Origin of the sequence: Polaromonas sp. CG_23.6 (assembly GCF_029892315.1) — a bacterium.
GTDB lineage: Bacteria > Pseudomonadota > Gammaproteobacteria > Burkholderiales > Burkholderiaceae_C > Polaromonas.
Window position 1 is genome coordinate 3870435 of record NZ_JARXUY010000001.1, and the last position, 26268, is coordinate 3896702.

25 protein-coding genes and 1 other RNA gene are annotated in these 26268 nt (G+C 61.1%); 9 read left to right on the forward strand and 17 right to left on the reverse strand.

Annotated elements, in window-relative coordinates; all coding sequences use genetic code 11:
- Positions 1-21: 21 nt before the first annotated feature.
- From rsmH to H4V98_RS18350, 11 genes are all read right to left on the reverse strand, one after another.
- The gene (gene rsmH, locus H4V98_RS18300) at positions 22-942 is read right to left on the reverse strand and encodes a 16S rRNA (cytosine(1402)-N(4))-methyltransferase RsmH (RefSeq protein ID WP_196862050.1); all 921 of its coding nucleotides are present in this window, start codon (positions 940-942) and stop codon (positions 22-24) included.
- 6 nt (positions 943-948) lie between these two features.
- Positions 949-1377, reverse strand: coding sequence for a division/cell wall cluster transcriptional repressor MraZ (gene mraZ, locus H4V98_RS18305; protein WP_196862049.1), 429 nt, complete (start codon positions 1375-1377; stop codon positions 949-951).
- Between the two features lie 392 nt (positions 1378-1769).
- Positions 1770-1913, reverse strand: coding sequence for a hypothetical protein (locus H4V98_RS18310; RefSeq protein ID WP_196862048.1), 144 nt, complete (start codon positions 1911-1913; stop codon positions 1770-1772).
- 247 nt (positions 1914-2160) lie between these two features.
- On the reverse strand, positions 2161-3924 hold the full coding sequence (locus tag H4V98_RS18315; RefSeq protein WP_280757797.1) for an STAS domain-containing protein: 1764 nt from the start codon (positions 3922-3924) through the stop codon (positions 2161-2163).
- A 35-nt stretch (positions 3925-3959) separates the two neighbouring features.
- Positions 3960-4673, reverse strand: coding sequence for an RNA polymerase-binding protein DksA (gene dksA, locus H4V98_RS18320; RefSeq protein ID WP_280757798.1), 714 nt, complete (start codon positions 4671-4673; stop codon positions 3960-3962).
- A 345-nt stretch (positions 4674-5018) separates the two neighbouring features.
- A complete protein-coding gene (locus H4V98_RS18325) occupies positions 5019-6083 on the reverse strand; it encodes a GTP-binding protein (protein WP_196862046.1) in 1065 nt (354 codons plus the stop codon).
- Between the two features lie 231 nt (positions 6084-6314).
- On the reverse strand, positions 6315-7505 hold the full coding sequence (locus tag H4V98_RS18330) for a class I SAM-dependent methyltransferase (RefSeq protein ID WP_196862045.1): 1191 nt from the start codon (positions 7503-7505) through the stop codon (positions 6315-6317).
- 40 nt (positions 7506-7545) lie between these two features.
- Entirely contained in the window at positions 7546-8574 is a 1029-nt protein-coding gene (locus H4V98_RS18335; protein ID WP_196862044.1) for a tyrosine recombinase XerC, read from the reverse strand.
- Positions 8571-9302: a DUF484 family protein gene (locus H4V98_RS18340; RefSeq protein ID WP_196862043.1), complete on the reverse strand. Its 732-nt coding sequence runs from the start codon at positions 9300-9302 to the stop codon at positions 8571-8573. Before H4V98_RS18340 ends, H4V98_RS18335 begins: the two co-directional genes overlap by 4 nt.
- A 60-nt stretch (positions 9303-9362) precedes the next feature.
- On the reverse strand, positions 9363-10241 hold the full coding sequence (gene dapF / locus H4V98_RS18345) for a diaminopimelate epimerase (RefSeq protein ID WP_196862042.1): 879 nt from the start codon (positions 10239-10241) through the stop codon (positions 9363-9365).
- A 100-nt stretch (positions 10242-10341) separates the two neighbouring features.
- Entirely contained in the window at positions 10342-11292 is a 951-nt protein-coding gene (locus tag H4V98_RS18350) for a LysR substrate-binding domain-containing protein (protein ID WP_196862041.1), read from the reverse strand.
- 254 nt (positions 11293-11546) lie between these two features.
- Between H4V98_RS18350 and H4V98_RS18355 the strand changes: the two genes are divergently transcribed.
- From H4V98_RS18355 to H4V98_RS18365, 3 genes are all read left to right on the forward strand, one after another.
- Positions 11547-12713: a mandelate racemase/muconate lactonizing enzyme family protein gene (locus H4V98_RS18355; RefSeq protein ID WP_196862040.1), complete on the forward strand. Its 1167-nt coding sequence runs from the start codon at positions 11547-11549 to the stop codon at positions 12711-12713.
- Positions 12714-12818: 105 nt separating this feature from the next.
- A complete protein-coding gene (locus tag H4V98_RS18360) occupies positions 12819-14453 on the forward strand; it encodes an MBL fold metallo-hydrolase (protein WP_280757799.1) in 1635 nt (544 codons plus the stop codon).
- Between the two features lie 123 nt (positions 14454-14576).
- Positions 14577-15443 carry a basic amino acid ABC transporter substrate-binding protein gene (locus H4V98_RS18365; RefSeq protein ID WP_280757800.1) on the forward strand — a complete coding sequence of 289 codons (867 nt, stop codon included), beginning with the start codon at positions 14577-14579 and terminating at the stop codon, positions 15441-15443.
- Between the two features lie 57 nt (positions 15444-15500).
- On the opposite strand, the gene nhaR is transcribed toward H4V98_RS18365, so the two are convergent.
- The gene (gene nhaR, locus H4V98_RS18370) at positions 15501-16418 is read right to left on the reverse strand and encodes a transcriptional activator NhaR (RefSeq protein WP_196862037.1); all 918 of its coding nucleotides are present in this window, start codon (positions 16416-16418) and stop codon (positions 15501-15503) included.
- 160 nt (positions 16419-16578) lie between these two features.
- Here nhaR and H4V98_RS18375 point away from each other — a divergent pair, with 160 nt between their 5' ends.
- Positions 16579-17118 carry an Rrf2 family transcriptional regulator gene (locus tag H4V98_RS18375; protein WP_196862036.1) on the forward strand — a complete coding sequence of 180 codons (540 nt, stop codon included), beginning with the start codon at positions 16579-16581 and terminating at the stop codon, positions 17116-17118.
- Between the two features lie 31 nt (positions 17119-17149).
- Here H4V98_RS18375 and rnpB read toward each other — a convergent pair.
- Positions 17150-17477, reverse strand: an RNA gene (rnpB, locus tag H4V98_RS18380) — RNase P RNA component class A.
- 64 nt (positions 17478-17541) lie between these two features.
- Between rnpB and cysK the strand changes: the two genes are divergently transcribed.
- On the forward strand, positions 17542-18459 hold the full coding sequence (gene cysK, locus H4V98_RS18385; protein ID WP_196862035.1) for a cysteine synthase A: 918 nt from the start codon (positions 17542-17544) through the stop codon (positions 18457-18459).
- Between the two features lie 41 nt (positions 18460-18500).
- Here cysK and H4V98_RS18390 read toward each other — a convergent pair whose 3' ends face one another.
- Positions 18501-18659: a hypothetical protein gene (locus tag H4V98_RS18390; protein WP_196862034.1), complete on the reverse strand. Its 159-nt coding sequence runs from the start codon at positions 18657-18659 to the stop codon at positions 18501-18503.
- A gap of 45 nt (positions 18660-18704) precedes the next feature.
- Here H4V98_RS18390 and H4V98_RS18395 point away from each other — a divergent pair, with 45 nt between their 5' ends.
- Both H4V98_RS18395 and H4V98_RS18400 read left to right on the forward strand, forming a co-directional pair.
- On the forward strand, positions 18705-20366 hold the full coding sequence (locus H4V98_RS18395) for an NAD(P)/FAD-dependent oxidoreductase (RefSeq protein WP_196862033.1): 1662 nt from the start codon (positions 18705-18707) through the stop codon (positions 20364-20366).
- 133 nt (positions 20367-20499) lie between these two features.
- On the forward strand, positions 20500-21357 hold the full coding sequence (locus H4V98_RS18400) for a ProQ/FINO family protein (protein WP_280757801.1): 858 nt from the start codon (positions 20500-20502) through the stop codon (positions 21355-21357).
- A 48-nt stretch (positions 21358-21405) separates the two neighbouring features.
- On the opposite strand, the gene htpX is transcribed toward H4V98_RS18400, so the two are convergent.
- The 3 genes from htpX to pyrC form a co-directional block, all read right to left on the reverse strand.
- A complete protein-coding gene (gene htpX, locus H4V98_RS18405; protein WP_280757802.1) occupies positions 21406-22290 on the reverse strand; it encodes a protease HtpX in 885 nt (294 codons plus the stop codon).
- Between the two features lie 153 nt (positions 22291-22443).
- Entirely contained in the window at positions 22444-23247 is an 804-nt protein-coding gene (locus tag H4V98_RS18410) for a DUF3025 domain-containing protein (protein WP_196862030.1), read from the reverse strand.
- Complete coding sequence (pyrC, locus tag H4V98_RS18415; protein ID WP_280757803.1) at positions 23244-24302, reverse strand: dihydroorotase; 1059 nt, start codon at positions 24300-24302, stop codon at positions 23244-23246. The genes H4V98_RS18410 and pyrC overlap by 4 nt, the downstream gene beginning before the upstream one ends.
- 126 nt (positions 24303-24428) lie before the next feature.
- On the opposite strand from pyrC, the gene H4V98_RS18420 reads away from it, so the two are divergent.
- Together H4V98_RS18420 and H4V98_RS18425 are read left to right on the forward strand one after the other, a co-directional pair.
- Positions 24429-24956: a TRAP transporter small permease gene (locus tag H4V98_RS18420; protein WP_280757804.1), complete on the forward strand. Its 528-nt coding sequence runs from the start codon at positions 24429-24431 to the stop codon at positions 24954-24956.
- The gene (locus H4V98_RS18425; RefSeq protein WP_280757805.1) at positions 24953-26251 is read left to right on the forward strand and encodes a TRAP transporter large permease; all 1299 of its coding nucleotides are present in this window, start codon (positions 24953-24955) and stop codon (positions 26249-26251) included. Before H4V98_RS18420 ends, H4V98_RS18425 begins: the two co-directional genes overlap by 4 nt.
- Positions 26252-26268 lie beyond the last annotated feature (17 nt).

Here is a 26268-nt window from a genome sequence, read left to right on the forward strand (position 1 = left end):
TGCCAACAGCGTAAACAAAGTTCATGCGGCTTCTCCGGTGCGCTCGGCCACGCGCATCACGGCGCTGCGTGAGCGCGGATTGCCAGCAACTTCCTCATCGCTGGGCTTGGTGCGTCCCAGCGCCTTGAGTTGCATCACCTTGGGCGCGGCAAAAGGCGTGCGCCGGTCATATACCTCGCGCGAATGTGCTGCCATGAATTGCTTGACGATGCGATCTTCAAGCGAGTGAAAGCTGATCACCACCAGGCGCCCACCAGGCTGCAGCACCTTGAGCGACGCCTTCAACGCTTGCTCCAGTTCTTCCAGTTCGGCATTGATAAAAATCCGCAGCGCCTGGAAAGTCCGCGTTGCCGGGTCCTTGCCCGGTTCGCGCGTCTTCACGGCACTGGCCACCACATCCGCCAATTCGGCTGTGGTGGAAAGCGGGCCGGATGCCTGCCGGTGCCGATCAATCGCTCTGGCGACCAATCCGGCAAAACGTTCCTCGCCGTAGTCGCGAATGACTTCGGTCATCGACTCAATCGAAGCATCCTGCAGCCACTCGGCCACGCTTTGACCGCGCGTGGTATCCATGCGCATGTCCAGCGGTCCTTCATTGCGAAAGGAAAAACCACGCTCTGGATTGTCGATCTGGGGGGAACTCACGCCCAAGTCCATCAGCACGCCTGCGATGCTGGCCTCAGGCATCTGGTCCAGATGCCTGAACCCTTGATGGCGTATGGCAAAACGCGGGTCATCGATGGATTGCGCTTCGGCTACCGCATCAAGGTCCTTGTCAAATGCCGTCAGGCGGCCAATCGCCGACAGTTGTGACAGCAACAGGCGCGAATGTCCGCCGCGACCAAAGGTCGCGTCGATGTAATGACCGTCCGGGTTGATCTGAAGCGCCGTGATGGCTTCGTTCAACAGGACGGTGCGGTGTGTCCATGTGCCCTTCACCATCTACTTTCAAAAAGAAAAATCTTTAAATACATCGGGCATCTCGCCCTTCATCTGCTCAGCTTCCTGGGCAGCATAAGTCGCTGCGTCCCAGAGTTCAAAATGGTTGCCCATACCTAACAGTACCGATTCCTTGCTGATTCCTGCGGCTTTGCGGAGTTCAGGCGAAACCAGGATGCGGCCGGTGGCGTCCATTTCAACATCCATCGCATTGCCCAGAAAAATTCGTTTCCACCATTGCGCCTGCATGGGCAGGGACGCAATCCGTTCCCGAAACTTTTCCCACTCGTGCAAAGGAAAAATCATGAGGCATCCATGGGGATGTTTTGTGAGGGTGAACCGGCCGGAGTTGTCTGCGCCCAGAGACTCGCGATGGCGCGCAGGGACGGACAGCCGGCCTTTGGCATCGAGAGCGAGAAATGACGCACCTTGTAACACTTTTCAATCCCTCCTCTGACACTTTTCACCACCGAATTGCACATTTTCCCACTGTATCAGGGAACCCCTTGCCAACCTGTAATTTGACACAAATTATTTCAATGAAATCAATAACTTAGAGGACTAAAGAAAAGCTTCTGAAAGATTTAAAGTTATTTGGTATAAATAACTTAGCGCAGATAGTTAAGGTAAAACATTTAAAATATTCGGAATCTATAAAGATTGATCAAGAAGCCAAAAAAATCAAAATTTCTTGCTTGGACTTTTTTGAGGTGATCTTTGACGGAAAGGTGAAACGACGGCATCATTCATTTGCTGAACAGTGCCGCAAGCCTTGATCGGTCATGTTTTAAAGCTAGCAAAAACGTAGCGTATGGATTTTTTTCCAAGCTTTAAAGCCTTGCAGGCTTAATTTCAAGATACACATCCATCGAACGGGTTTTAGCTTGAAAAAGCCGATTTTGGCGACGATCAGCAGCTTTTAAGCCACCGGAAAACGCCACAAAGTGTTTTATTTGAAATAAATAAACAGCCATGTTCCCGCTTCATTCTTGCGAATAAAAGCAAGGAAAACCGGTTTGGATGCGAAACCTTGAGGAAGCAAAAAACCGGAGACAAAGGCATTGGACATCAAGGTGAAGCAGGGATTTTCAATTTAAAACAGAGCCAGCACAAGTGCAAAACCCATGTCGCCTTGCCCGCATGTCAAACCCACACAGGTCATGCTACCTTGCGGAAAATGACGGATTGCAAAACTGTGTTGTTCGGCTGTGCCGAATGCAATCAGTCGTTTCGGGCGCTGACCTTGGCGTATTCGACAATTCCGATCACGCTGAAAAAAGCAGCCACCAGCCGGTTAACCTCGGAAAACTCGACAAATCGATTTTCAGCCCGCCGCGCAGATACCCAGTTGAGCAGCATGCCTGCTGCAGAAAAATCGACCCGGATGAGTTTGGCGCAGGAAATTTGCATTCTGTCTGCCCCTGTCAGACTGGCTTCCAGCCTGTCCAAAACACCCACAGCATCGTCCTGTATCTGGCCGGACAGGTCCACTGACAAGAACCGGATGGACTTGCTCGGTGAAAAATCGAGCACCGAATCACCCCCCAATTCCATCAATGTGGAATAGTTGGTTTCAGTGGTCGGCTCACCAATAATGGTTGCCTGGCCCATGGCGTCGCCTTCGTCATCGAGCGACTTGTAATCACAGCGTGCAACTTCCCATGCCGGAGGCGATACCTCATAGGTCACACAAAAATCAAGCGCGGTGAGTTCGAAATCATCCGGACGGTGAATGATGCGCAGCATTTCCATACGCAGCAGCCACCACCTTGTATCAGTCGCCCGTTCGCCTGAAGGAGTGGAATCAATCAACACCGTTTGCAACTGCGCCTCGCCAAGAAAGCGCAGTTGCACAGGCTGGACAGCCCAGTCGCTGAAAACCTTGAGCAAAGACTCAAGAGCGGCAGTTTCGATGGTCTTGAGATAGCGCCAGTCAAGGCACCATGGCATAGAGGATCGGGCCATTGCCGTATTGAGAGCGCCCACGGACTGCAGGCTCAAGCCAGAGGGACAGATCCAGTCTGTGTCCATGCTCTCATGCCCGGATTTTTCACCTGGCTGAACCAGCGCCTTGACCATCTCAGGTAGCGAAAACCACTGTGGTGCAGAGCGGTTGAAATGCTCTGCAAACTCAAGGACGGCCGCTTCGAACTTGGCCTGTTCGCCTGTGGCGCGGTACAAATCAAACAGCGTCAGCCAGGTATAGACATTGTCGGCATGCGATGCACCTGGCCGCAGAATTTCGAACAAACCGGCCTCAGCACCCGCATCATCGCCGTTGGCAAACAAAATGGCGGACTCTTCAAGTTCGGCGTCATGCACGATGGGTTCGTGCTCCAGGTCCGAAGCAAGCGACGGCAGCAATCCCGACACACCGCTGTCAGTGGACTTGTCAGCAACCGCAAACTTCATATGGATCGGACTTTCAGGCAAGCTACCCAAAAGATCGTCAAGCAGGAAGGCGGGAACAGGCTCGTCGGCCGGATGAACCGAGTCCGCGCCAGCAAGAATCGTCGGCTGGAAGGTATCAGGCAAAGCGCCTTGTACCGTGGACAGCCGCGATTTGACCGGCGAAAATGACACCGGTGCCAACTCGTTAACCGAACCATCAGCGGTCTGACTCTTGGTGGTCCACCAATGCTTGGACATCTGCGCTTCGATGTCGTCGATTTTTTTCAGGGTTACCGCACGGTCATCAACATTGAACGTGAGACTGCTTTGGAAAAATGAGGGCCTTCCAACCGGATCAGCCGCGGGTCCTGAAGACACCTCTAGTTTGCGCAACTTGCGCAACATGTCGAATTCACGCTTTCGCACAAAATCGTTGCGCCGCTTGCGCTCGATCATTTCATTGAGCAGTTGCTTCGTGACGGCGTCATCCTTGCCACCGTCGATGGAATCAAGTTCAGTCCAGTTGGTGGCAGGATTGCGGACAAACTTGACCAGCTTGGACAACAAGCCGGAAGCAGAATCGTCTTTGGACATGCTGTTCAATCAAAAAGTTGCGCAGGAATGGCGGATCAGTCTCCAAACATTTTCTGCTTGAGTTCGCGTCGCTGCTGGGCTTCAAGTGACAGATTGGCCGTTGGGCGGGCAATCAGCCGGCCTACGCCGATGGCTTCACCGGTTTCGTCGCAATAGCCATAGTCGCCCGAATCGATGCGGGCAATCGACTGCTCGATTTTCTTGAGCAACTTGCGCTCCCGGTCGCGGGTGCGCAATTCAAGCGCATGCTCTTCTTCAATCGTCGCACGGTCTGCCGGATCGGGAACAATCGCGGCGTCTTCACGCAAGTGCTCGGTCGTCTGGCCGGCACTGTTGTGGATTTCCTGCTTCAGCACCGACAGGCGGTGGCGGAAAAAAGCCAGCTGGGTTTCATTCATGTACTCGGAATCAGGCATGGCCTTGATTTCCGGGTCGGTCAGCTGGTTGGCCGGCGTGGTCTTCCAGTTGTTGGCCAGTTGCGGATCCTTGGGAACCACCGCATGAACCGGCGGCGCAATGACGCGTTCGGTCATCGTTGAATAGCTCGCCTTGGCTGCGTCGGGCGCATAGGTAGGCAGCATGGGCGATGGCGCCGGCGTCTGGATCGCGGTGCGGGCCGAGCTTCTGCGACCAGGCTTCAGTGGCGCGGAATCCATGCGCACAGGAGCCGCAAGCGGTGCCTTGCTCGTCTTGCCATCCTTGGCCACTGGCTTGACCGGGGTCTTGATTTTCTTTTCTGGGGTATTCACTGAGTCTCTCCTCTGGGAAGCGGCCCGGGGTGATGTCCCGAACCGATTCTTTGGCTGGGCAGCCCTGGGGCCGCCAAGCCCTGCCTGGTGCCAGATAATCTGGTGTGTCTGCGCCAATCCAGCCCCTGAAACCGCTGTGAGGCGGCTTTCAGCCCTTGCAGCGAGCGGGTTCCCCCGGGGCTGGCTTCCGGATTCAAATTCCCGGATATTTTGGTCGGCGCGATTGTAGCGGCTTGCCGAAGCATCTTCAGAAATCCTAAATAAATCTCCCCTGAAACACTTTCAGCATGGGAGTTTTCACGGCTGTTTCAAGGCGGGAATGCGTTGGCAGATGACCCGTCTGTCTCAGACCAGGCACTGCTCCAGCCCCTGGAAAAAAATATCTTTCGGCAGGTCGATGCCGATAAACACCATCTTGCTGGTTTTCTTTTCGCCCTCGGCCCAGGCCGGCCCCAAGTCGCTGCCCATGAGCTGGTGCACGCCCTGGAAAATCACCTTGCGTTCGGTGCCGTCCATGTTGAGCACGCCTTTGTAGCGCAGCATGCGTGGGCCATAGATGTTGACCACGGCGCCCAGAAAGTCTTCCAGCTTGGCCGGACTGAAAGGCTTGTCCGAGCGGAACACGAAGCTTTTGACGTCGTCGTCATGGCGATGGTGGCTGCCCTGCTCTGCCGCATGCGACGGGTGGTCGCAATGCTCACCATGTTCATGGTCATGGTCATGGTCATGATGGGCATGGTCATGCGGCTCGTCGGCCTTGAGGAAATCCGGGTCGATGTCGAGCTTGGCGTTGAGGTTGAAGCCCCGCAGGTCAAACACGTCGGCAATTGCCACCTCGCCGAAATGAACGGCTTTTTGCGGTGCGCGCGGGTTCATGTGGCTCAAGCGGTGCATCAGCGCCTTGACATCATCCTCGGCTACCAGGTCAGTCTTGCTGATGAATATCTGGTCGGCAAAACCGATCTGGCGGCGCGCTTCCTGACGGTCGTCCAGCTGGGTCTGCGCATGTTTCGCATCGACCAGCGTCAGGATGGAGTCGAGCAGATACTGCTCGGCGATCTCCTCGTCCATGAAAAAAGTCTGCGCCACCGGGCCAGGGTCGGCTAGGCCGGTGGTCTCGATCACAACGCGGTCAAAGTCCAGCAGACCCTTGCGCTTCTTGGCGGCCAGGAGTTGCAGTGTTTCGCGCAAATCTTCGCGGATCGAGCAGCAGATGCAGCCGTTATTCATCTGGATGATGTTTTCCTGCGTGTCATTGACCAGGATCTCGTTGTCGATGTTTTCCTCGCCAAACTCGTTTTCGATGATGGCGATTTTCTGGCCGTGGGCCTCGGTCAGGATGCGCTTGAGCAGCGTGGTTTTGCCCGAGCCGAGAAAGCCGGTGAGGATGGTGACGGGAATCAAGCTCATGGTGGTGACCTAAAAAACGGGGAAGGTGAGAAATACGCAAGGGCCTATGTAAGGCGAAACCAGGCGAAACAGACAAGGTGAGGACTTTAGCCCCGCCTTCAAGACCCCGAGGGGCTCGGGTGCATGCCGGCAGGGCGTTGCCAGCTGGGAAAGACATCGGCAATTACTTTGATTTATATAGCAACCTGCGCTTATCCAGTCTGCGCCAGAGGCCGATTTGACCATTAAAAACTAGTTTGACGGCCGTTTGACCAGCACCAACCCCTTGAGGTATTCGCCTTCCGGAAACGCCACCGTCATCGGGTGGTCAGGCGCGCCTCCCATGCGTTCGCAGATGAAGGCGTCCACGCCGGCGTCGGTGCCGGCCGAGGCGACGATCTTGTGGAACAGGTCGGCGCTGATGCCGCCCGAGCAGGAATAGGTGAACAGCACGCCGCCGGGCGCCAAAATCGACAACGCCAGCCGGTTGATGTCCTTGTAGGCGCGCGCGGCGCGCTCGGCGTGCGTGACCGTCGGCGCGAACTTGGGCGGGTCGAGCACGATGGCGTCGAAAGTCCGGCCGTCTTTGACATACTGGCGCAGCATGGCGTTCACGTCGGCGTCCAGCAGGGTGGTGCGGCTGGCGTCAAACCCGTTCAACGCGACGTTGGCTTTTGCGCGCTCTATGGCCGGGCCGGACGAGTCGATCGACGTGACGTGTTGCGCGCCGCCTGCCAGCGCCGCCACGGTGAAGCCGCCGGTGTAGCAGTAGCAGTTCAGCACGTCCTTGAACCCGAGCCGGCGCGCATAGACGGCAAACTTCTGGCGGCTGTCGCGCTGGTCGAGGTAAAAGCCGGTCTTGTGGCCTTCGGCCACGTCCAGGCTCAGTTTCCAGTCGTGTTCGGTGATGACGATGCCAGTGGCGCCCGATCCGGCGAGCCAGCCGGTGGCTTCGGGCAGGCCTTCTAGCGAACGCACGCTGGCGTCAGAGCGTTCGTAGAGCCGCGTCAAGCCAGTTTGCGCCAGCAAGGCGTCAACGATGACTTGCTTCCATTTCTCCGTGCCGCAGCTGGAAAATTGCGCGACCAGCGTGTCGCCGTAGCGGTCCACAACCAGCCCTGGCAGGCCATCGGATTCGCCGTGAATCAGCCGCAGGCCGTCGCTTTTGATGTCAAAAAGGCTTCTTGCGCTTATTGATTGGTCGATGCGCGCTATGAAAAACGAAGCGTCGATGGGCTGCGCCTCGTTGAAGCTCCAGACCCGGGCGCGAATCTTCGACGTCGGGCTGAACGCAGCCCAGCCGAGGAACTGGCCGGCATGGCTTTCAATGCGCACGGTTTCGCCGGACCCGCCGTCGCCGCTGGCGATCGCCCCTGAAAAAATCCAGGGATGGCGGCGCAGCAGGGAGCGTTCCTTGCCGTCTTTCAATCGAATAATGTTCATCGGGCTATTGTCGTGTCTGCCAGCGCCCCGGCCAGCGCGGCTACTTTGGGCGTTCGGGCACGGTCGCCACGGGCGGCGCGTCTGCCTTGGCGCCTGCGCCGTTGGACATCGCCCGGGGGTGCGCGGCGTCGTAGATTTTCGCCAGGTGCTGGAAGTCGAGCCGCGTGTAGACCTGGGTGGTGGTGATGTTGGCGTGGCCCAGCAGCTCCTGCACCGCGCGCAGGTCGCCGCTGGACTGCAACACATGGCTGGCAAAGGAATGGCGCAGCATGTGCGGATGCACTGGTGTGGCCAGCCCGGCCTGCTGCGAGCGCTGCTTCAGGCGCACGCGGATGTGCTGCGGCGTGAGGCGGGTGCCGCGCTGGCTGATGAACAGCGCCGCGCGGCCTTCAACAGCGGGAATCGCCGAGGCGTTGCGCACGGCCAGCCAGTCCTGAAGCGCCGCGAGGGCCGCGCGGCCCACCGGCACGCTGCGCCGCTTTTCGCCCTTGCCCAGCACATGCGCCTCGCCGGCATCGCGGTCGATCCAGCCACGCGCCTGGCCGCTGGCCTGCGCGTCGAGCCCCACCAGCTCGCCAATGCGCAGGCCGCAGCCGTAGAGCAGTTCAGTGATGCACCGGTCGCGCGCTTCCATGAAGGCGTCAACGCCGGTGGCGTCGGCTTCAAAGCAGGCCAGCTGCACCGCTTCATCGACGCTCAGCGCCTTGGGCAGCGGCTTGGCCACCTTGGGCGAGCGCACGTCCTGCACCGGGTTGCCCGGCACCAGGCCTTCACGGCCCAGCCAGGTGTAAAAACCGCGCCAGCCCGATAGGATCAGCGCAATGCCGCGCCCGCTGCGACCACCGGAATGCATTTGCGCGACCCAGCGCCGCAAATGCGTGTGCTTCACATCAGTTAGCGCCACGCCGGCCTTGCGCGCCTGGGCTTGCAGCTTTTGCAGGTCGGCGGTGTACAACTCGACGGTGCGGCTGGCGAGCCGCTTTTCCACCCGGACATACGCAAGGTAGCGGCTGACCAGCGGGTCCGGCGCTTCAGGCTCCGCGACCGGCGCAGGCGGCGATCGCGTCATGCGGGAGTTTCAGCCGGCTCAGCAGCCGGCAAGGCGACCGGCAGTTGCAGGCGCGACAGTGCCGCACCGGCCAGTTCGCCGAGCCGTTCGAGGAATTCAGTGCCCATGCCGCTGTGAAAGCGCTGGGCATCGGGCGAGGCCAGCACCAGCAGGCCGGACATTGGCGCGTCAAGGCTGGCGCGCAGCGCAATCAGCGCCAGCGACTGCGCCTGCCCGGCATGCGGCAGCCAGCGGGCAGCTTCAAAACCGGTGTTGACGCCGCAATACGGCGTGGTCAATGAAGCCGCAAAGCGCTGCACATCGTCGCTGACCGCCTGCGCAAAATCTTCGCCGCCATGGGCAGCGTCCACGCCCCACAGCCTGATGGCCGCCTGCGGAATCTGGAACTCGCTGGCCAGCCCCTCGACGATGGCGCCTGGCAGGTCGCGCGCCTGCGCTGTTTGCAATAGCCGGCGCGTCCAGGACTGCATCCTGCCGGCGATCACGAGGTTGTCCTGGCCGTGGCCGACCATTTCAAGCACACGGGTTTCCAGCGCCTTGATTTTTTCCCTCAGCAAGCTGGCCTGACGCTCTTGCAGGCTGATGGCGCGGTCTCCATGGCCACTGAACAGTTGCACCGATGCCAGCAGTTCGGCATGGCGCTCAAAAAAGTCAGGCTGGTTGGCCAGAAAATCGGCAATATCGTCTTCGGTGACGGGTTGCACGGCAAGGTTCATCGCAGGATTCATGGCGGTGTTGTCTCCATTTTTTTTAAAGCGGCGTCACCCTGCCGCACGGATGCCGGCGGGTCACAGCCTGTCGGGAACGTCGATCTCGGCTTCGAAAACGGTCGTTGCCGGTCCGGTCATCATCACAGGCGCATCCAGCGCGCCCGTCCATTCAATCGTCAGCGCGCCACCGCGCATCAGCACATCGACGCGCGCGTCGAGCAGGCCCAGCCGGATGCCCGCCACCACCGCGGCGCAGGCGCCGGTGCCGCAAGCCAGTGTCTCGCCAGCGCCGCGCTCGTAAACGCGCAGGCGAATCTGGCTGCGCGTGACGACCTGCATGAAGCCGGCGTTCACGCGCTTGGGAAAAGCCGGGTGGTGCTCGACCAGCGGGCCTGTTTGCGCGACCGGGGCGCTGTCCACGTCGTCCACCAGTTGCACCGCATGGGGATTTCCCATCGACACAACCGCTATCAAAACAGGAGCTGTCTGCACCCACCCATCAAGCGCCAGAGGCCATTTCTGCCATGAACCAGTGGTTTCGGACGCCAAGCCGGCGGGGTTGAAAGGGATGCGCGCCAGCTCAAACACCGGCGCGCCCATGTTGACCGTGACGCGGCCATCGGGCTGCATGCGCGGCTCGATGATGCCGCCCAAGGTCTTGACCTTGACCGCGTTTTTCTCGGTCAAGCCCTGCTCGCGTACAAAGCGCACAAAGCAGCGCGCGCCGTTGCCGCATTGCTCGACCTCGCCGCCATCGGCGTTGTGAATGACGTATTCAAAGTCGATGTTTTCGCCCGGCGAGGGCCGCACCGTCAATATCTGGTCAGCGCCGACGCCAAAGTGGCGGTCGGCCAGGAAGCGGTAATGTGCGGCGGTCAGGTTCAGGGAGCCCCGGGTTTCGTCGAGCATCACGAAGTCATTGCCCGCGCCCTGCATTTTGGTAAATCGGATTCGCATGGGCACGATTATCCCTGCGGCCTGTCGATCACAGCGTCATGAAAACCCGCTTCGTGGCATTGCACCAACACACCGGCAATGCCCAGATCAGCGTGAAAGCTCAAGGCCGGGTTGGCGAGGGCGGTTGCGTAGCTGCCTTTTTTACCTCTGCCCAGACCGCTTCGGCAGCCGGTGCCAGCGCGGCCGTGGCGCGGAAAAGCCGGATTTCCAGCGGCAAGCTCCATTCAGGATCCGCCGCGCCAACCAGGCGGCCGTCGGCCATTTCGTCGCTCACCAGGCTGTGCGGCAGCCAGGCCACACCGCGCCCTTCCAGCGCCAGGGTCTTGAGCAGCACGGCGTGGTGTGAGGTCATCACTGGCTTGAAGCGCTGCACATCGAACGCGCCCGGCAACTGCTCGCGCATGATCTGGCCCAGCCCCGACGCCTCGCTGTAAGCCAGCACCGGCACGGGCTCAGAGGCGTCGCCATCGATGCGGTGCTGCGGCTGGCCTTCGGCATCGGGCGCGCTTACCGGCACCAGGCGGTCTTGGCCAATGCAGGCAAATTCAAACCCGGGCGGCAGCAGCCGGGTCCTGGCGGCGGCGTGGCCGTAGCACAGCAAAAACTGCACGCGGCGCTGCAGCATCAACACCTCGCAGGCCTGGTAACTGTCCGACACCATGTGAATGGGGCCGAGTTGCACCTGCTGCTCGACGCGCTGCAGCCAGCGTGGGAAAAAAGCCAGCGACAGCCCATGCGTGGCGGCGAATTGCAGGCTGCGGCTGGCCTGCTCTTGCGCCTCGTGGGCGCGGGTGCGGGCCTGCGCCAGACGCAGCAGCACGTCGCGCGCCGTCACCACAAACACCTCGCCAGCCAGCGTGGGCGCGGCCGGGTGCCGGGCGCGGTCGATCAGCTCGACACCAGCCCATTCCTCCAGCGCCCGGATGTGACGGCTGAACGCCGGCTGGGCAATGGCACGGGCCTGCGCAGCGCGCGAGAAATTGCCGCTTTCGACCAGCGCCAGGAAATCCTCCAGCCATTGCAGGTCCAGCGGCCGGTTGACAGGGCCCATCGTTCAGCGTCCTTAGGGTTGAATAGTTGTATGCGATTCGGGTATTGGACGCGAGGCCCGGCAGTGCGGATGATCGGACCCTGAATTCAACCAGAGGAAACTTTCTCCCGCCTGCCCTCGCTGCAAATTATCGCGGCATCGTTTTCCGCCGGAGGATTTTGCACTCACGCTACAGTAAAAAGCCGTCACCGCGCTGGCGCTGCACCAACATGCGCCCAAACCAACCACCTTTTTTTTCGTCAACTCCACACACCATGAAAATTATCGACATCATCGAATCGACCCGGCCGATCAAATCGGACATCCGCAACGCCTATATCGACTTTTCGAAAATGACGCTCAGCCTCGTCGCCGTTGTGACTGACGTCGTGCGGGACGGCAAGCCGGTGATCGGCTACGGCTTCAACTCCAACGGCCGCTACGGTCAGGGCCAGCTGATCCGTGAGCGCTTTCGTCCGCGCGTGCTGGAAGCGCAGGCCGGAGCCTTGTTGAATGAGACAGGCGACAACCTCGACCCGCACAAGATCTGGGATTGCATGATGTCCAACGAAAAACCGGGTGGCCACGGCGAGCGCTCGGTGGCGGTCGGCACGCTTGACATGGCGATCTGGGACGCCACCGCCAAGATCGCCGGGCTGCCACTGCATGACCTGCTGGCACAGCGCTATGGCAATGGCATGGCCAACCCGAAGGTGTTTGTCTATGCGGCCGGCGGCTACTACCATCCTGGCAAAGGCATTGCGGGCCTGCTGGGCGAGATGCAAAGCTACCTGGACCGGGGCTACAGCGTGGTGAAGATGAAGATCGGCGGCGCCCCGCTGGCCGAGGACATGCAGCGCATCGAAGCGGTGCTGGGCAGACTGCAGGCCGGCCAGCAACTCGCGGTTGACGCCAACGGCCGCTTCGACCTGGCGACAGCGGTGGCCTACGGCAAGGCGATGGCGCAATACCCGCTGTTCTGGTACGAGGAAGCCGGCGACCCGCTGGACTACGAGCTGCAGGCACGGCTGGGCGAGCATTACACCGGCCCCATGGCCACGGGCGAGAACCTGTTCTCGATGCAGGATGCGCGCAACCTGATCCGCTACGGCGGCATGCACAAGGACCGCGACTGGCTGCAGTTCGACTGCGCGCTGAGCTACGGCCTGGTTGAATATTTGCGCACGCTGGACATGCTGAAGGCCTACGGCTGGTCGCCCAGCCGCTGCGTGCCGCATGGCGGCCACCAGATGTCGCTGGCGATTGCCGCCGGCCTGGGCCTGGGCGGCAACGAGTCCTATCCCGACCTGTTCCAGCCCTATGGCGGCTTCCCCGACGGCGTGAAAGTGGAAAATGGCTACGTCACCCTGCCGCCGCTGCCCGGCATTGGCTTTGAAGGCAAAGCCGACCTGTATGCCGAAATGAAGGCGCTGACGGCCTGAACGTCAAGCCCTGACCTGCCGGCATGCCCTTTGCGGTGGTGTCGGCGTCAAGGGCCCTACGCGTCCCCGGCGCATCTCAAGGCAGTTTCACTGCAAAATGACGCCATGGTCCGACCCACTCAACTCCTTTACCTGCAGCGCGACCCCGCGCCCCTGCGTCCCGCCGCTACCGTGCTGCTGCTGCGCGACACGCCGCAAGGCATTGAAGTGCTGATGACCCGGCGCGCCATGACGGCCAGCTTTGCGCCCGGCGCCTACGTTTTCCCGGGCGGCTGCATCGACACGGCCGACGCGGCAGCGCATGCGCAGTCCACGCGCCGGTCCAGCCAGTCCGACCTGCAGCTGACCCAGGCCGTTGCCGCCATCCGCGAAAGCTTCGAGGAACTTGGCGTGCTGCTGGCGCGCCATGCCGACGGTAGCCATGTCGCCACCGAAGCCATTGCCGCCATGGACCGCATGGCGCCGTTTGCAGTGCAGTGCAAGGAACGCGGCCTCATGCTGGCGGGCGAGGACGTCTTCACCCTGGCCCACTGGGTCACCGACCGCGATTTGCCGCGCCGTTTCGACGTGCCCTTCCTGGTCGCCCGCATGCCCGAAGGCCAGACGCCGGTGGCCGATGAAACCGAGCAGTTCGAGCCCAGCTGGGTCCGCCCGGCCGATGCACTGGCACGCCATGAAGCCGGCACGTTCTTCATGATTTTTCCAACATTGCGCACGCTGGAGCGCCTGGCGAAGTACGCCAGTGTCGAGGCGGTGCTGAGCGCCTGCGCGCACGAAAAGCCACTGTGGATTTCCTGCCCCCGCGCCGGCCTGCTCGGCGGCCAGGATGCGCGCTATATGGAGCACGACTCGCCCTACGGCGAACTGGCGCTGACATCGCCTGACGGCCAACGCGTGCATTCGCTCGACTGGCAATGCGAGCGCCCGGTGCCGCTGCTGAAAAACGTCATGCGCCTGACCGCGCCCAACCCCGGCATGATGACGGGCCCCGGCACCAACAGCTACATCGTCGGCACGGCGGACACGGGCTACATCGTGATCGACCCGGGGCCGAACGATGCCTTGCACATCCAGCGCCTGTTTGAAGCGACCGGCGGGCGCATCGAGGCGATCGTCTGCACGCATTCACACCCCGACCATTCACCGGGCGCGCGGCCGCTTCAGGCGCTGTGCGCCCACCGCCCGCCGATTCTGGGACTGCCTTCCGCCGACACCGCACGCGCCGACGCCTGTTTCGCGCCTGACCGGTCGCTATTGAATCAGGAGCTGATAAAGCTTACCCATCAAGCGCAAAGTCACACTTTGAAGGTCATATTTACGCCCGGCCATGCAGCCAACCACGTGTGTCTGGTGCTGGTCGAAGACGGCCTGCTGTTTTCGGGCGACCACATATTGAACGGCAGCACGACCATCATCAACCCGCCCGATGGCGAGATGAACGCCTACCTCGACTCGCTGGATCAGCTCACCGACGCCTGCGACGCGCACCAGATCGACTTCATATTGCCGGCGCACGGCCATGTGCTGGGTGAGGCACCGCAGGCGATTGCCCAGCTCAGGGCGCACCGCCTGAAGCGCGAAGCCAAGGTGGCATCGGCGATGCAAGCCCTGCCTGAAGGCTCGATGGATGACTGGGTGGCGCTGGCCTATGACGACACCGACCCGCGCCTGTGGCCCATCGCGCTGCGCTCGCTGCAGGCGCATGTGGACCGCATCGAGGCGCTCCGGCGCGTTGACTAAGGCACCAAGCCAGCGCCGCGAAACACTTGCCTGCCGACAGAGCCTTATACTTTTCTTTGGTAGTCATGCCACCGCGGGCTCGGGTGGACGGACGACTGCCAATTAACTCTTCTGGGACGCTCCATGCCAACGATCACGACGCGACATTTTCTAAAAACCTCCAGCGTCCTGCTGGCCGGACTGGTACTGTCAGCCTGCGGCAAGCAGGAACCGGCAACCCCTGCTGCTGGCGCGACTGCAGCGCCACCCGTTGCTGCTGCGGCCCGGGTCTATGTCGTCGGCACCGATGCGGCCTATGCCCCTTTCGAGTCACAGAACGAAAAAGGCGAGATCGTCGGGTTTGACATCGACGTGGTCAAGGCCGCCGCGCAAAAAGCCGGGATTGAGGTCAAGTTCCTGAATACACCGTGGGAGGGCATCTTCAATTCGGTGGCCCAGGGCGACCGCGATTTGCTGGTGTCCGCCATCACCATCACGCCCGAGCGCCAGCAGACGCTGGATTTTTCAACGCCCTACTTTGATGCGCAGCAACTGATCGCCGTCAAAAGTGACTCCAAAATCGCCAAATTCGACGATCTGAAAAAACTCAAGGTCGGCGTGCAGAACGGCACGACCGGCGATGAAGTCATCACCAAGCTGCAAGGCAAGGACAGTGTGAACGTCAAGCGTTTTGAGTCCACGCCGCTGGCGCTGAAGGAAATGGAAAGCGGCGGCGTCGATGCCGTGGTGGCCGACAACGGCGTGGTGGTCCACTATGTGAACAACAACCCTGATTCAAAATTCAAGACCCTGGCCGACAGCAGCTTTGCCTCCGAGCAATACGGCATCGCGGTCAAGAAAGGCAACGCCGAATTGCTGGAAAAAATCAACAAGGGCCTGGCCGGTATACGGGAAGACGGTACCTACACCAAGATCTACACCCAGTATTTCGGCGCGACGCCTGCGGCAACAGGTGCGACGCCAGCACCGGCTGTGGCCGCATCGAAATAGGTCTTGACCAAGCCGCACGAAAGCGCATCGACTCTGTGCGATGCGCCCGGCTTGCTGTCATGAGGCGCCACGCCGGCCCAGGCCATGCAGCAACTGCCCGCGCGCCGCTGCCGTGATGGCGGCGACGCACGGATGGGTGATTCGCCGGTCAACCGTGACGGCAAAGAAGTCTTCCACCATCTCGTCGGTGCGGCCAATCACTTCCACGCCATATTGCATCTGCGTTTCGGCTTCCAGCACGCTGGCCGACATGAAAACGCCGCGGCCCTCGCGGCCAAACGCCTTCATCAGCGCGCCATCGTCAAACTCGCCAATGACGCGCGGGTGAATCTGGTGCTTGGTGCACCAGCTGTCGAACTGTTTGCGCACGGATGAAGAAACGCCGAGGATCAGCAACGGCGCATCGTTCAGGCACTGCGGAAAATCGCCCTTGAGCGTGCTTTTAAGTGCTGACGTGCAGAAAAAACTCATGGGCGTGCTGCCCAGCGGGTGGTTGAAGGCCTTGATGCTGACGCGGCCCGACATCGGCTCGTCGGCCATGACCAAATCCAGGCGGTGCAGCGCCAGCTGGGCGAGCAAATCCGGAAACTTGCCTTCACTGCAGATCAGCCGCACCGGCTGCTTCAGTGCCAAGGCAGGCTCCAGCAAGTGGTAGACCACCGACTTGGCCACCGAATCGGCCACACCGACCCGAAAGTCCAGCGTTTTTTGGCCACCGCTGGCCTGGCGCAGGGCGGTTTCCATCTCAGCCCCCAGGGCGAATATCTGGTCGGCATAGCCCAGCGCCAGTCGTCCCTCGTCGGTCAGCTCAAGTTGGCGTCCGCTCTTGCGGAACAGTTGGCGCCCGAGCCAGGATTCCAGCAGCTTGATCTGTCCGGACAGCGTCTGGGGCGTGGTGTGCAGCTGCTCGCCCGCGCGCACGATGCCGCCGGCCTTGGCGGTGACCCAAAAATAATGCAGATGCTTGAAGTTCATGCCGGGATTTCCTTGAAATGTTCAGCCAATGACTAAAAATGGTTTAACAGTTCGTATTTTTCGAAATGAAATGGTTATAAATACGAATTTACACGAAGTGAAAAGCTTTCTATAGTGAAGTCCATCACATCATCTTTTTGATGTTTAAAGGAGAAATTCCATGCGCCTGAGCACCAAAAGCCGTTTCGCGGTGACCGCCATGATCGATATCGCCCTTCAAGGCAACGCCGGCCCGATTTCGTTGGCCGACATCGGCATGCGGCACCGGATTTCAGTGTCCTACCTGGAGCAGCTGTTCAGCAAACTGCGCCAGAGCGGACTGGTCGAAAGTACCCGTGGACCCGGCGGCGGCTATTCGTTGAGCCGCAACAGCGAGAGCATTTCGGTGGCCGACATCATCGGTGCCGTCGAAGCCAATGCTGACAAGCCAACCAGGGCAGACGCAACCCTCGCAATGCAGCAAGGCTCGGGCGAGTGGATGACGCAGGAATTGTGGGCGGCACTGAATGCCAAGATGGTCGAGCACATGCAGTCGATCAGCCTGCGCCACCTCGCCAGCGAACAGCGCGCCAAGGGCGTCAAAATCGAGGCGCGTCCGGCCAAGCGCGGTGTCTTCAGCGCGCCCAAACCGAAGCCGGTCTACACCACCGCACCCAACTCGGTGTTCGCGCTGGGCCGCTCGCTGCTGGGCAGCCGCTGAGCGCCAAGCGGCGTCTGGTGCGGAAAATAAAGTGTGAAGTCTGCCGATAAGCCGGATTCTGTGCGCCGGATCACATTGCGATGATCCGGTGTGACCGCCATTAATCTGGGCCGGGAGTCGCCTGCCCGGCTCGGTGCCACCTACCCGCCAGCTCCGCGGAACCACGTCAACGCTGGCCTATTTGGTGTTGCTGCGCGTAGAGATTGCCCGTTTCACCCGAACTGAATCGGCTCGTCTCTGTTGCTCTGATCCTCACCTCACGGTGGAGAGGTATTACCTCCTACGCTGTCCTGAGCAGTCCGGACGTTCCTCCAGTGCTTCCTTTCGGAAATTGCACCAGCGGCGGTCTGGCAGGCTTCACCCCTCTATTATGGCAGTGCGCCGCAACGCGCTAAAAACACCCCAAACAGACCAGGAGCCCCCATGAAAGCCGACAGCATCCTCGCCACCATTGGCAACACGCCCCATGTCCGCATCAACCGCCTGTTTGGCCCCGATGCGCATGTATGGATCAAGTCCGAGCGCAGCAACCCCGGCGGCTCGATCAAGGACCGCATCGCGCTGGCCATGGTCGAGGCGGCTGAAAAGTCGGGCGCGCTGCAGCCCGGCGGAACGATCATCGAGCCGACCTCGGGCAACACCGGCATCGGCCTGGCGATGGTCGCGGCGGTCAAGGGCTACAAGCTGGTGCTGGTCATGCCCGACAGCATGAGCGTCGAGCGCCGCCGCCTGATGCTGGCCTACGGCGCCAGCTTTGACCTGACGCCACGCGCCGGCGGCATGAAAGCGGCAATTGCCCGCGCCCAGGAACTGATCGCCGCCACGCCTGGCAGCTGGATGCCGCAGCAGTTCGAGAACCCGGCGAACATCGATGTGCACGTGCGCGCCACGGCGCAGGAAATCCTGGCTGATTTTCCGGACGGGCTGGATGCCATGATCACCGGCGTCGGCACCGGCGGCCACCTGACGGGCTGCGCGCGGGTGCTGAAAGCGGCCTGGCCGCAGTTGAAGGTGTTTGCTGTCGAGCCCACGGCGTCGCCGGTTATCTCGGGCGGCGCACCCGCCCCGCACCCGATCCAGGGCATTGGCGCGGGTTTCATCCCGAAGAACCTGGATGTCAGCGTGCTCGATGGCGTGATCCAGGTCGATGCCGAACCGGCACGCGAAATGGCGCGCCGCTCGGCCAGTGAAGAAGGCATGCTGGTCGGCATTTCGTCCGGCGCGACGCTGGCGGCGATTGCGCAGAAACTGGCCGAAATGCCGGCGGGCAGCCGTGTGCTCGGCTTTAATTACGACACCGGCGAGCGTTATTTGTCGGTTGAAGGCTTTTTCCCGGCCTGACGCTGGCGCTGTTGCAGTCAGAGCGCGGCATTTTTTTGCTATTAATAAAATAGCTGCTTGCGCTTATCCAGCAAGCGCCAGCAGCCATTTTTATATAAAAATAGGCAAGATTCATCGATCAGGAATGATGCGAACGTCGAGCCCAGCAATCGGCGGCTGGTGCGTCCGACTTCAAAGCTGAGCGCGGCGCGTTTTATCATGATGCCCTTCTGCTTGATAACCACAAGCCACGAACCGGACGAACCATGCTGCGACTGACTGAAATCAAACTCCCGCTCGGGCACGCTGAAAACGCGCTGCAAGAGGCCATTTTTCACACCCTTGACATCACGCTTGCCGAACTGGCGAGCTTCACGGTTTTCAAGCGCAGCTTTGACGCACGCAAGGCCGTGATCATGCAGGTCTACATCGTCGATGTGACGCTGGCCGATGCGGCGCTCGAAGCTCAATTGCTGGTCACACACGCCGGTAACCCGCACATTTTTCCCACGCCCGACATGGCCTACCGCCCGGTCGGCAGCGCTCCGGCGAGCCTGCCGCTACGCCCGGTCGTCATCGGGTTTGGCCCGTGTGGCATGTTTGCCGCGCTGGTGCTGGCGCAGATGGGTTTCAGGCCCATCGTGCTGGAGCGCGGCAAAACCGTACGCGAACGCACCAAGGACACCTGGGGCCTCTGGCGTAAAAATGTGCTGAATCCCGAATCCAATGTGCAGTTCGGCGAAGGCGGCGCTGGCACGTTCTCGGATGGCAAGCTCTACAGCCAGATCAAGGATCCGCGCCATCTGGGCCGCAAGGTGATGAACGAGTTTGTCAAGGCCGGCGCGCCCGCCAATATTTTGTTTGAAGCGCATCCGCACATTGGCACCTTCAAGCTGGTCAAGGTGGTGGAAAACCTGCGCGAGCAGATCATCGCGCTGGGCGGCGAGATCCGCTTCCAGCAGCGCGTGACCGACGTGCTGATCGAGGGCGGCTCTAACAACAAACACATTCGCGGCCTCACGGTCCTCGACCAGGCGACTGGCCAGAGCTACGGCTTGCGCGCCGACCAGGTCGTGCTGGCACTGGGCCACAGTTCGCGCGACACCTTTGCCATGCTGCATGCGCGCGGCGTGTATGTCGAAGCGAAACCTTTTTCCATCGGTTTTCGCGTCGAGCACCCGCAGGGCCTGATCGACCGCGCCCGTTGGGGCCGCCATGCCGGCGACCCGTCCTTGGGCGCGGCCGAATACAAGCTGGTGCACCATGCCAGCAATGGCCGTTCGGTGTACAGTTTTTGCATGTGCCCCGGCGGCACGGTGGTGGCGGCCACGTCTGAGGCTGGCCGCGTCGTGACCAACGGCATGAGCCAGTATTCGCGCAACGAGCGCAATGCCAACGCCGGCATCGTCGTCGGCATCGACCCGCGCGACTATCCCGGCAATCCGCTGGCCGGCATTGAACTTCAGCGCCAGCTTGAAACGCATGCTTTTCTGCTGGGCGGCAGCAACTACGAGGCGCCCGGCCAGCTGGTCGGCGACTTCGTGGCCGGGCGGGCGTCCACCGGCCTGGGCAGTGTCATGCCGTCGTACACGCCGGGTGTGGCGATGGGCGACCTGTCGTCCGCTCTGCCCGGCTATGCGATTGACGCCATGCGCGAAGCCTTCCCCGCCTTTGGCCGCAAGATCAAGGGGTTCGATTTGCATGACGCGGTGTTGACCGGCGTGGAAACACGCACCTCGTCACCCATCAAGATGAGCCGGGGCGACGACCTGCAAAGCCTCAATGTGCGCGGCCTGTACCCAGCTGGCGAAGGCGCGAGTTACGCCGGCGGCATTTTGTCGGCCGGTGTCGACGGCATCAAGGTGGCCGAAGCGGTGGCGCGCAGCCTGCTGCAAGACGCCGAAAGTGCGCGGCTGGCGCTGGCCTGAATCCCCTGATGGACCGGATAGGGGATACTTCGCCCTCACGGATTCACTCCGCAACGCAGGAAAACACTCTGCGCACCATTTTTCAAAGCGATGCCAAGGCGCCGTTCAAACCTCAACCTGACAAAAGCAATCCATGACCGAAACCCTACCGATATCCGCAGAAACCGATGCATCGCCTGCTCCCGAGGACGCGACAACGGCGTCCCCGCCACGCCAGGGCCGGCAAGGCGGACGCGGCAGGGCGCAAGCCAGGCCCCCAGCGCGTGCGCCGCGCGAGGTGCATCCGGCACTGCGGCAGCTGTTCGACCTGTACCCAAAAATGTTCGGCGGACAGTTCCTTCCGCTCAAGCTTGGCGTGTTCCAGGACTTGCTGGCGCTTCACCCTGAAATGTTCAAGCGGGACGAGCTGAAAGTTGCGCTCGGCTTGCATGCGCGCTCCACCCGCTACCTGGAAAGCGTGGCGTCCGGCCTGCAGCGCCACGACCTGAACGGCGAACCAGTGGAGCCAGTGGCCCCGGAACATGTCCACCACGCCATCATGGAAGTGTTCCGCAGGCGCCAGGCGCGCTCAAACCAGGACTTGCGGCCTTATGCACGCGCGCAACTGATCGAGGCGATCCACGCATCCGGCCTGAGCCGGGAAAGCTATTTGCTGTGCATCCGCCAGCAGGACGAGGTATCCACGTCATTGCTCGACGACGTCTTTGCCGAACTGGCCGAACACGCCGCCAAGCGTGATGCGCTGCTCAGGATGTTTGAAGCCAGCGGCAAGACAGTGGCCGAGTTTTCGGACATGTACGGCATGAATCCGGACGAGGTAGGCCGCACAGTGCAATGGGCTCGTGCCGACCAGGCAGCGGCTCTTGCCAAGGCGCAGGAAGTTTCAGCGGCCGCAGAAGCAGAAGCAGAAGCAGAAGCAGAAACCGAGGCTGAAATTGTGCCGGAAGCATCGCCCGAGCAATCGACAGCGAAGGCCGACACGGCGCCATGAAAAAGGCCGGCATTGAGCCGGCCTTCAAAAAACAGTCAGGACCCCGGATCAGCCCGGTGCGTTCTGCAGTGCCGCAATGCGCTCTTCAATCGGGGGGTGCGTGGCAAACAGTTTGCCCATGCCGCCGGTGATGCCCATGGCTTCGACTGCCTTGGGCAGTTCGCCCGGCTGCATGCCACCCAGACGGGCCAGCGCATTCATCATCGGCTGCCGGCGTCCCATGAGCCGTGCGGCGCCCGCATCGGCACGAAACTCGCGATGCCGCGAGAACCAGGCCACCACCATGGCAGCGGCAAAGCCCAGCACGATGTCGAGCACGATGGTGCTGATGTAATACCCAATGCCGGGGCCGGAGTTGTTGCTGTCGCCCTTGCGCAAAAAACTGTCCACGGCGTAACCGATGACCCGCGACAGGAACACCACAAAGGTGTTCATCACACCCTGAATCAGTGCCATGGTGACCATGTCTCCGTTGGCGATGTGAGCGACCTCGTGAGCGATCACGGCCTCAATTTCTTCCTTGGTCATGCCTTGAAGCAAACCGGTGGTGACCGCCACCAGCGACGAATTCTTGAACGCGCCGGTGGCAAAGGCATTCGGTGCGCCTTCAAAAATGCCGACTTCAGGCATGCCGATCTGGGCTTTTTCAGCCAGCTTGCGCACAGTTTCGACAATCCAGGCTTCGTCGGCATTTTGAGGACCATCGGGGCCGTTGATCACGCGCACCCCGGCGCTCCACTTGGCGATGGGTTTGCTGATCAGCAGTGAAATGATCGCACCGCCAAAGCCGATGACCAGCGCAAAGCCGAGCAACATGGGCAGGTTCAGGCCGTTGGGCGTGAGGAAGCGGTTCACGCCCAGCAGACTTGCCACAATGCCCAACACGACCACGACGGCAATGTTGGTCAACATAAACAGAAAGATGCGTTTCATGGATTCTCCGGGAGACGTTGGATAAAAACAGGGGGGTAAAAAAAGCACACCGGGTACACGCCCGGATTGTGCATATCTCGACAGAAAATGGGGGAGTTTCAGCTCAAATCAAGCTTTTCCGTATGGAATATAGCGGCCCCGGAATTCATCTTTTTATAATTTTTTCTCCGGGCGGGGCGGACGAAAAACCGAAGCGTCATCATAGAAGGAAAAGTCCTCATTTCCGGGCCACCAGCCGGGCACGCCGAGCACCGGCAAGGGCGTGAACGGCTTGCCGGCGAGCTTGGCGGCGCTCAAATCAGCGGCCATCCAGGCGTCCAGTTCCGCTACTGAATCAATAGCTGGTTGCGCTTGATAGACGTGCGCTGTGACCTGTTTTCTTGGAAAAACCAGTTTTTCCAGCAGCGCATGGCCGAAAAGCACCAGTTGCGCTTCTTTCCACAGCGGCCGCAGCTCAACGAACAGCCGCCGCCAGTCGCGCGCATTCAACGCCTCCCACAGCAGCGGCGGCGCCAGAAGGAAAGCGGCGTTTTCATCAAACACCGTCAACGCATCGCGCACCGGGCCGCGCAATGGCTTGACCCCGGCAACGGCGATTTCAGCGGCCTGGAGTTGGTTCAGCCGGGCCTTGGTGGCTGGAAAGCGCATCCAGCACAAGCCATTGAAAAAATCGTGCAGGTTGTCGCGGGTCGGCACATTGCCTTGTTCGAAAATGAACTGCTCATAAGCCATGCCGGTTGGCAATCCGGATTGCGGCAGAAAGCGCACAGGCGCATCGCCTTGTGCGTTGAGGGCCTCCGCCATCGTGGTGCCCAACAAGATTTTTGACTGCACCGCCTGACCACTGGCTCGCCAGCCGTCGAACCAGCCGGAATGCCAGTTGATGGCAGGCAGTGCTTTTTCGGACAGAGGCGTGAGAGGGGGAAAAAGAGTCTTTTCTTCGGGCACTGCGCTCATTGAGCCAGCAGTTTCCACGGCAGCGCCTCGCCTGATCGCAACGGCTTGAGTTCTGCCTCGCCAAAGGAAAAACTCACTGGCGGCGTCCAGCTTTCTTTTGCCAGCGTGATCGTTCCTTGATTGCGCGGCAGGCCATAAAAGTCAGCGCCGTTGAAGCTGGCAAATGCTTCGAGCTTGTCCAGCGCACCGGCCGCCTCAAATGCCTCGGCGTACAACTCCATCGCGGCATGCGCGGTGTAGCAACCGGCGCAGCCCGTGGCGTGCTCCTTGAGGTGTGCCGGATGTGGCGCGCTGTCGGTGCCGAGGAAAAATTGCGTGTTGCCCGACGTGGCCGCATTGACCAGCGCAAGGCGATGGGTTTCGCGCTTGAGCACCGGCAGGCAGTAGTAATGCGGGCGGATGCCGCTGGTGAAGATGGCGTTGCGGTTGTACAGCAGGTGGTGTGCCGTGATGGTCGCACCGAGAAAACGGTCGGCTTGTGCCACGTAGTGCGCCGCTTCCTTGGTCGTGATGTGCTCGAAGACGATCTTCAGCTCCGGAAAATCACGTCGCAGCGGGATCAACTGTGTGTCGATGAACACTGCTTCGCGGTCGAACAGGTCGATGTCGGGCGAGGTGACTTCGCCATGCACCAGCAGCAGCAGGCCTTCGCGCTGCATGGCTTCGAGCGTTTTGTAGGTCTTGCGCAGGTCGGTGACGCCCGCATCGCTGTTGGTGGTGGCGCCGGCCGGGTAGAGCTTGGCCGCCACCACGCCGGCGTCTTTGGCGCGCTTGATCTCGTCGGGCGGCAGGTTGTCGGTCAGGTACAGCGTCATCAGCGGCTCGAAATTCACGCTGGCCGGCACAGCGGCCTGGATGCGCGCCTTGTACGCCAACGCCTGCAAGGCAGTGGTCACGGGCGGGCGGAGGTTGGGCATGATGATGGCGCGGCCAAACTGCGCAGCCGTGTGCGGCACGACCGTCTGCAGCGCGTCGCCGTCGCGCACATGCAAGTGCCAGTCGTCGGGCCGGGTGATGGTGATCTGGGTGGCGGATGTGAGGGTGGCTGAAGTCATGCGCTGAATTGTCGCACCGGCTCAAGGAAATCCCCGATGCGCGAAGCGCTACCGCACCGTTACGATGCAGGCTGGCTGCAGGATAATCCCGGCTGTTTCAACTCTTGCAACCCGGGCTTTCCTTTCATGTCTTCCCCTCCCCACGCTGGCCAGGCGCCTGAAGCCACCCCACCCCTTGACAACCCCGACGAGCCGGTCCGTGTGCCGCTCAAGATCGAAGACTGGCTGACCGTCCTGGTCATGGGCGCGCTGGCGCTGATCACCTTTGCCAATGTCCTGACCCGCTATTTCACCAACCAGTCGTTCGCCTGGACCGAAGAATTCTCGGTGTTTTTGATGATCGTGCTGGCACTGGTCGGCAGTTCGGCGGCCGTGGCGCGGGACCGGCATATCCGTATTGAATACTTTTCGGAAAGCGGCTCAATGGCGCGGCGCAAGAAGCTGTCGCGGCTGGGCGCAGTGCTGGTGGCGCTGCTGTTTGCGCTCATCGGCGTGCTGAGCGCGCGGCTGGTGTGGGACGACTACCGATTTGGCGAAACCTCGCCGGGCATCGGGATTCCGCAGTGGTGGTACACCATCTGGCTGCCGATTTTGTCCATCGGCATTGCACTGCGCGCCGTCGGCCTGTTCATCCGCCGGGGACGCCGCGCATGATCGCCACGCTTTTGTTTGCGGCCTTCATCGCCATGATGCTGGTGGGCGTTCCGATTGGCGCGGCGCTCGGCCTGGCCGGCGCCACGGCGATCGCGCTGGCCAATGGCGACTCACAGTGGTTCGGCCTGCTGGCCGTGCCGCAGAACTTTTACGCCGGCCTGGGCAAATACCCGCTGCTGGCGATTCCGATGTTCGTGCTGGTCGGATCGATCTTCGACCGCTCCGGCGTCGCCCTGCGGCTGGTCAATTTTGCCGTCGCCATCGTCGGTCGCGGCCCCGGCATGCTGCCGCTGGTGGCGATTGCGGTGGCGATGTTCCTGGGCGGAATTTCGGGCTCGGGCCCGGCCTGCGCGGCGGCCGTGGGCGGCGTGATGATCGCGGCCATGAACCGAGCCGGCTACCCTGCCGCGTTCTCGGCCAGCGTGGTCGGCGCGGCGGCGGCCACCGACATTTTGATTCCGCCATCGGTGGCCTTCATCATCTACTCGGTGCTGGTGCCGGGCGCTTCGGTGCCGGCGCTGTTTGCAGCCGGCATGATTCCAGGCATTCTGGCCGGATTTGCCCTCATCGTGCCGGCGGTCTGGCTGTCGCGCAGGCACAAGATGGGCGCGCTGGAAGCGAGCATGCCGCGCCCGCCCTTCTGGGCCAGTTTTCGGGATGCGGCCTGGGGCCTGGCTGCGCCGGTGCTGATCCTGGGCGGCATGCGGGCCGGCTGGTTCACGCCGACCGAAGCAGCGGTGGTGGCGGTGTTTTACGGCCTATTCATCGGCATGGTGGTTTACCGCACGATCTCGGTTCGCGACCTGTTTCCCATCCTGCGCGAATCGGGCGAGTTGTCGGCGGTGATCTTGCTGGTGGTGTCGCTGGCCGGCATTTTTGCCTATTCGCTGAACACGCTGGGCGTGATTGATCCGCTGACCAACGCCATCGTCAATTCGGGACTGGGCGAATACGGCATTTTGTCGCTCTTGATTTTGATGCTGATCACCGTCGGCATGTTCCTGGACGGCATTTCGATCTTCCTGATCTTTGTGCCGCTGCTGCTGCCGATTGCCCAGTTTTACCACTGGGATCTGGTGTGGTTCGGCGTCATCCTGACGCTGAAAGTGGCACTCGGCCAGTTCACCCCGCCGCTGGCGGTCAACCTGATGGTGTCGTGCCGCATTGCCAATGTGCGCATGGAAGAAACCGTGCGCTGGGTGGTCTGGCTGCTGGCGTCCATGTTCCTGGTGCTGGTTGCCGTGATCGCCTTTCCTGAACTGGCCCTGTGGCTGCCGCGCAAGCTGGGCTACTGAGTTCAACCCCTTTTTTT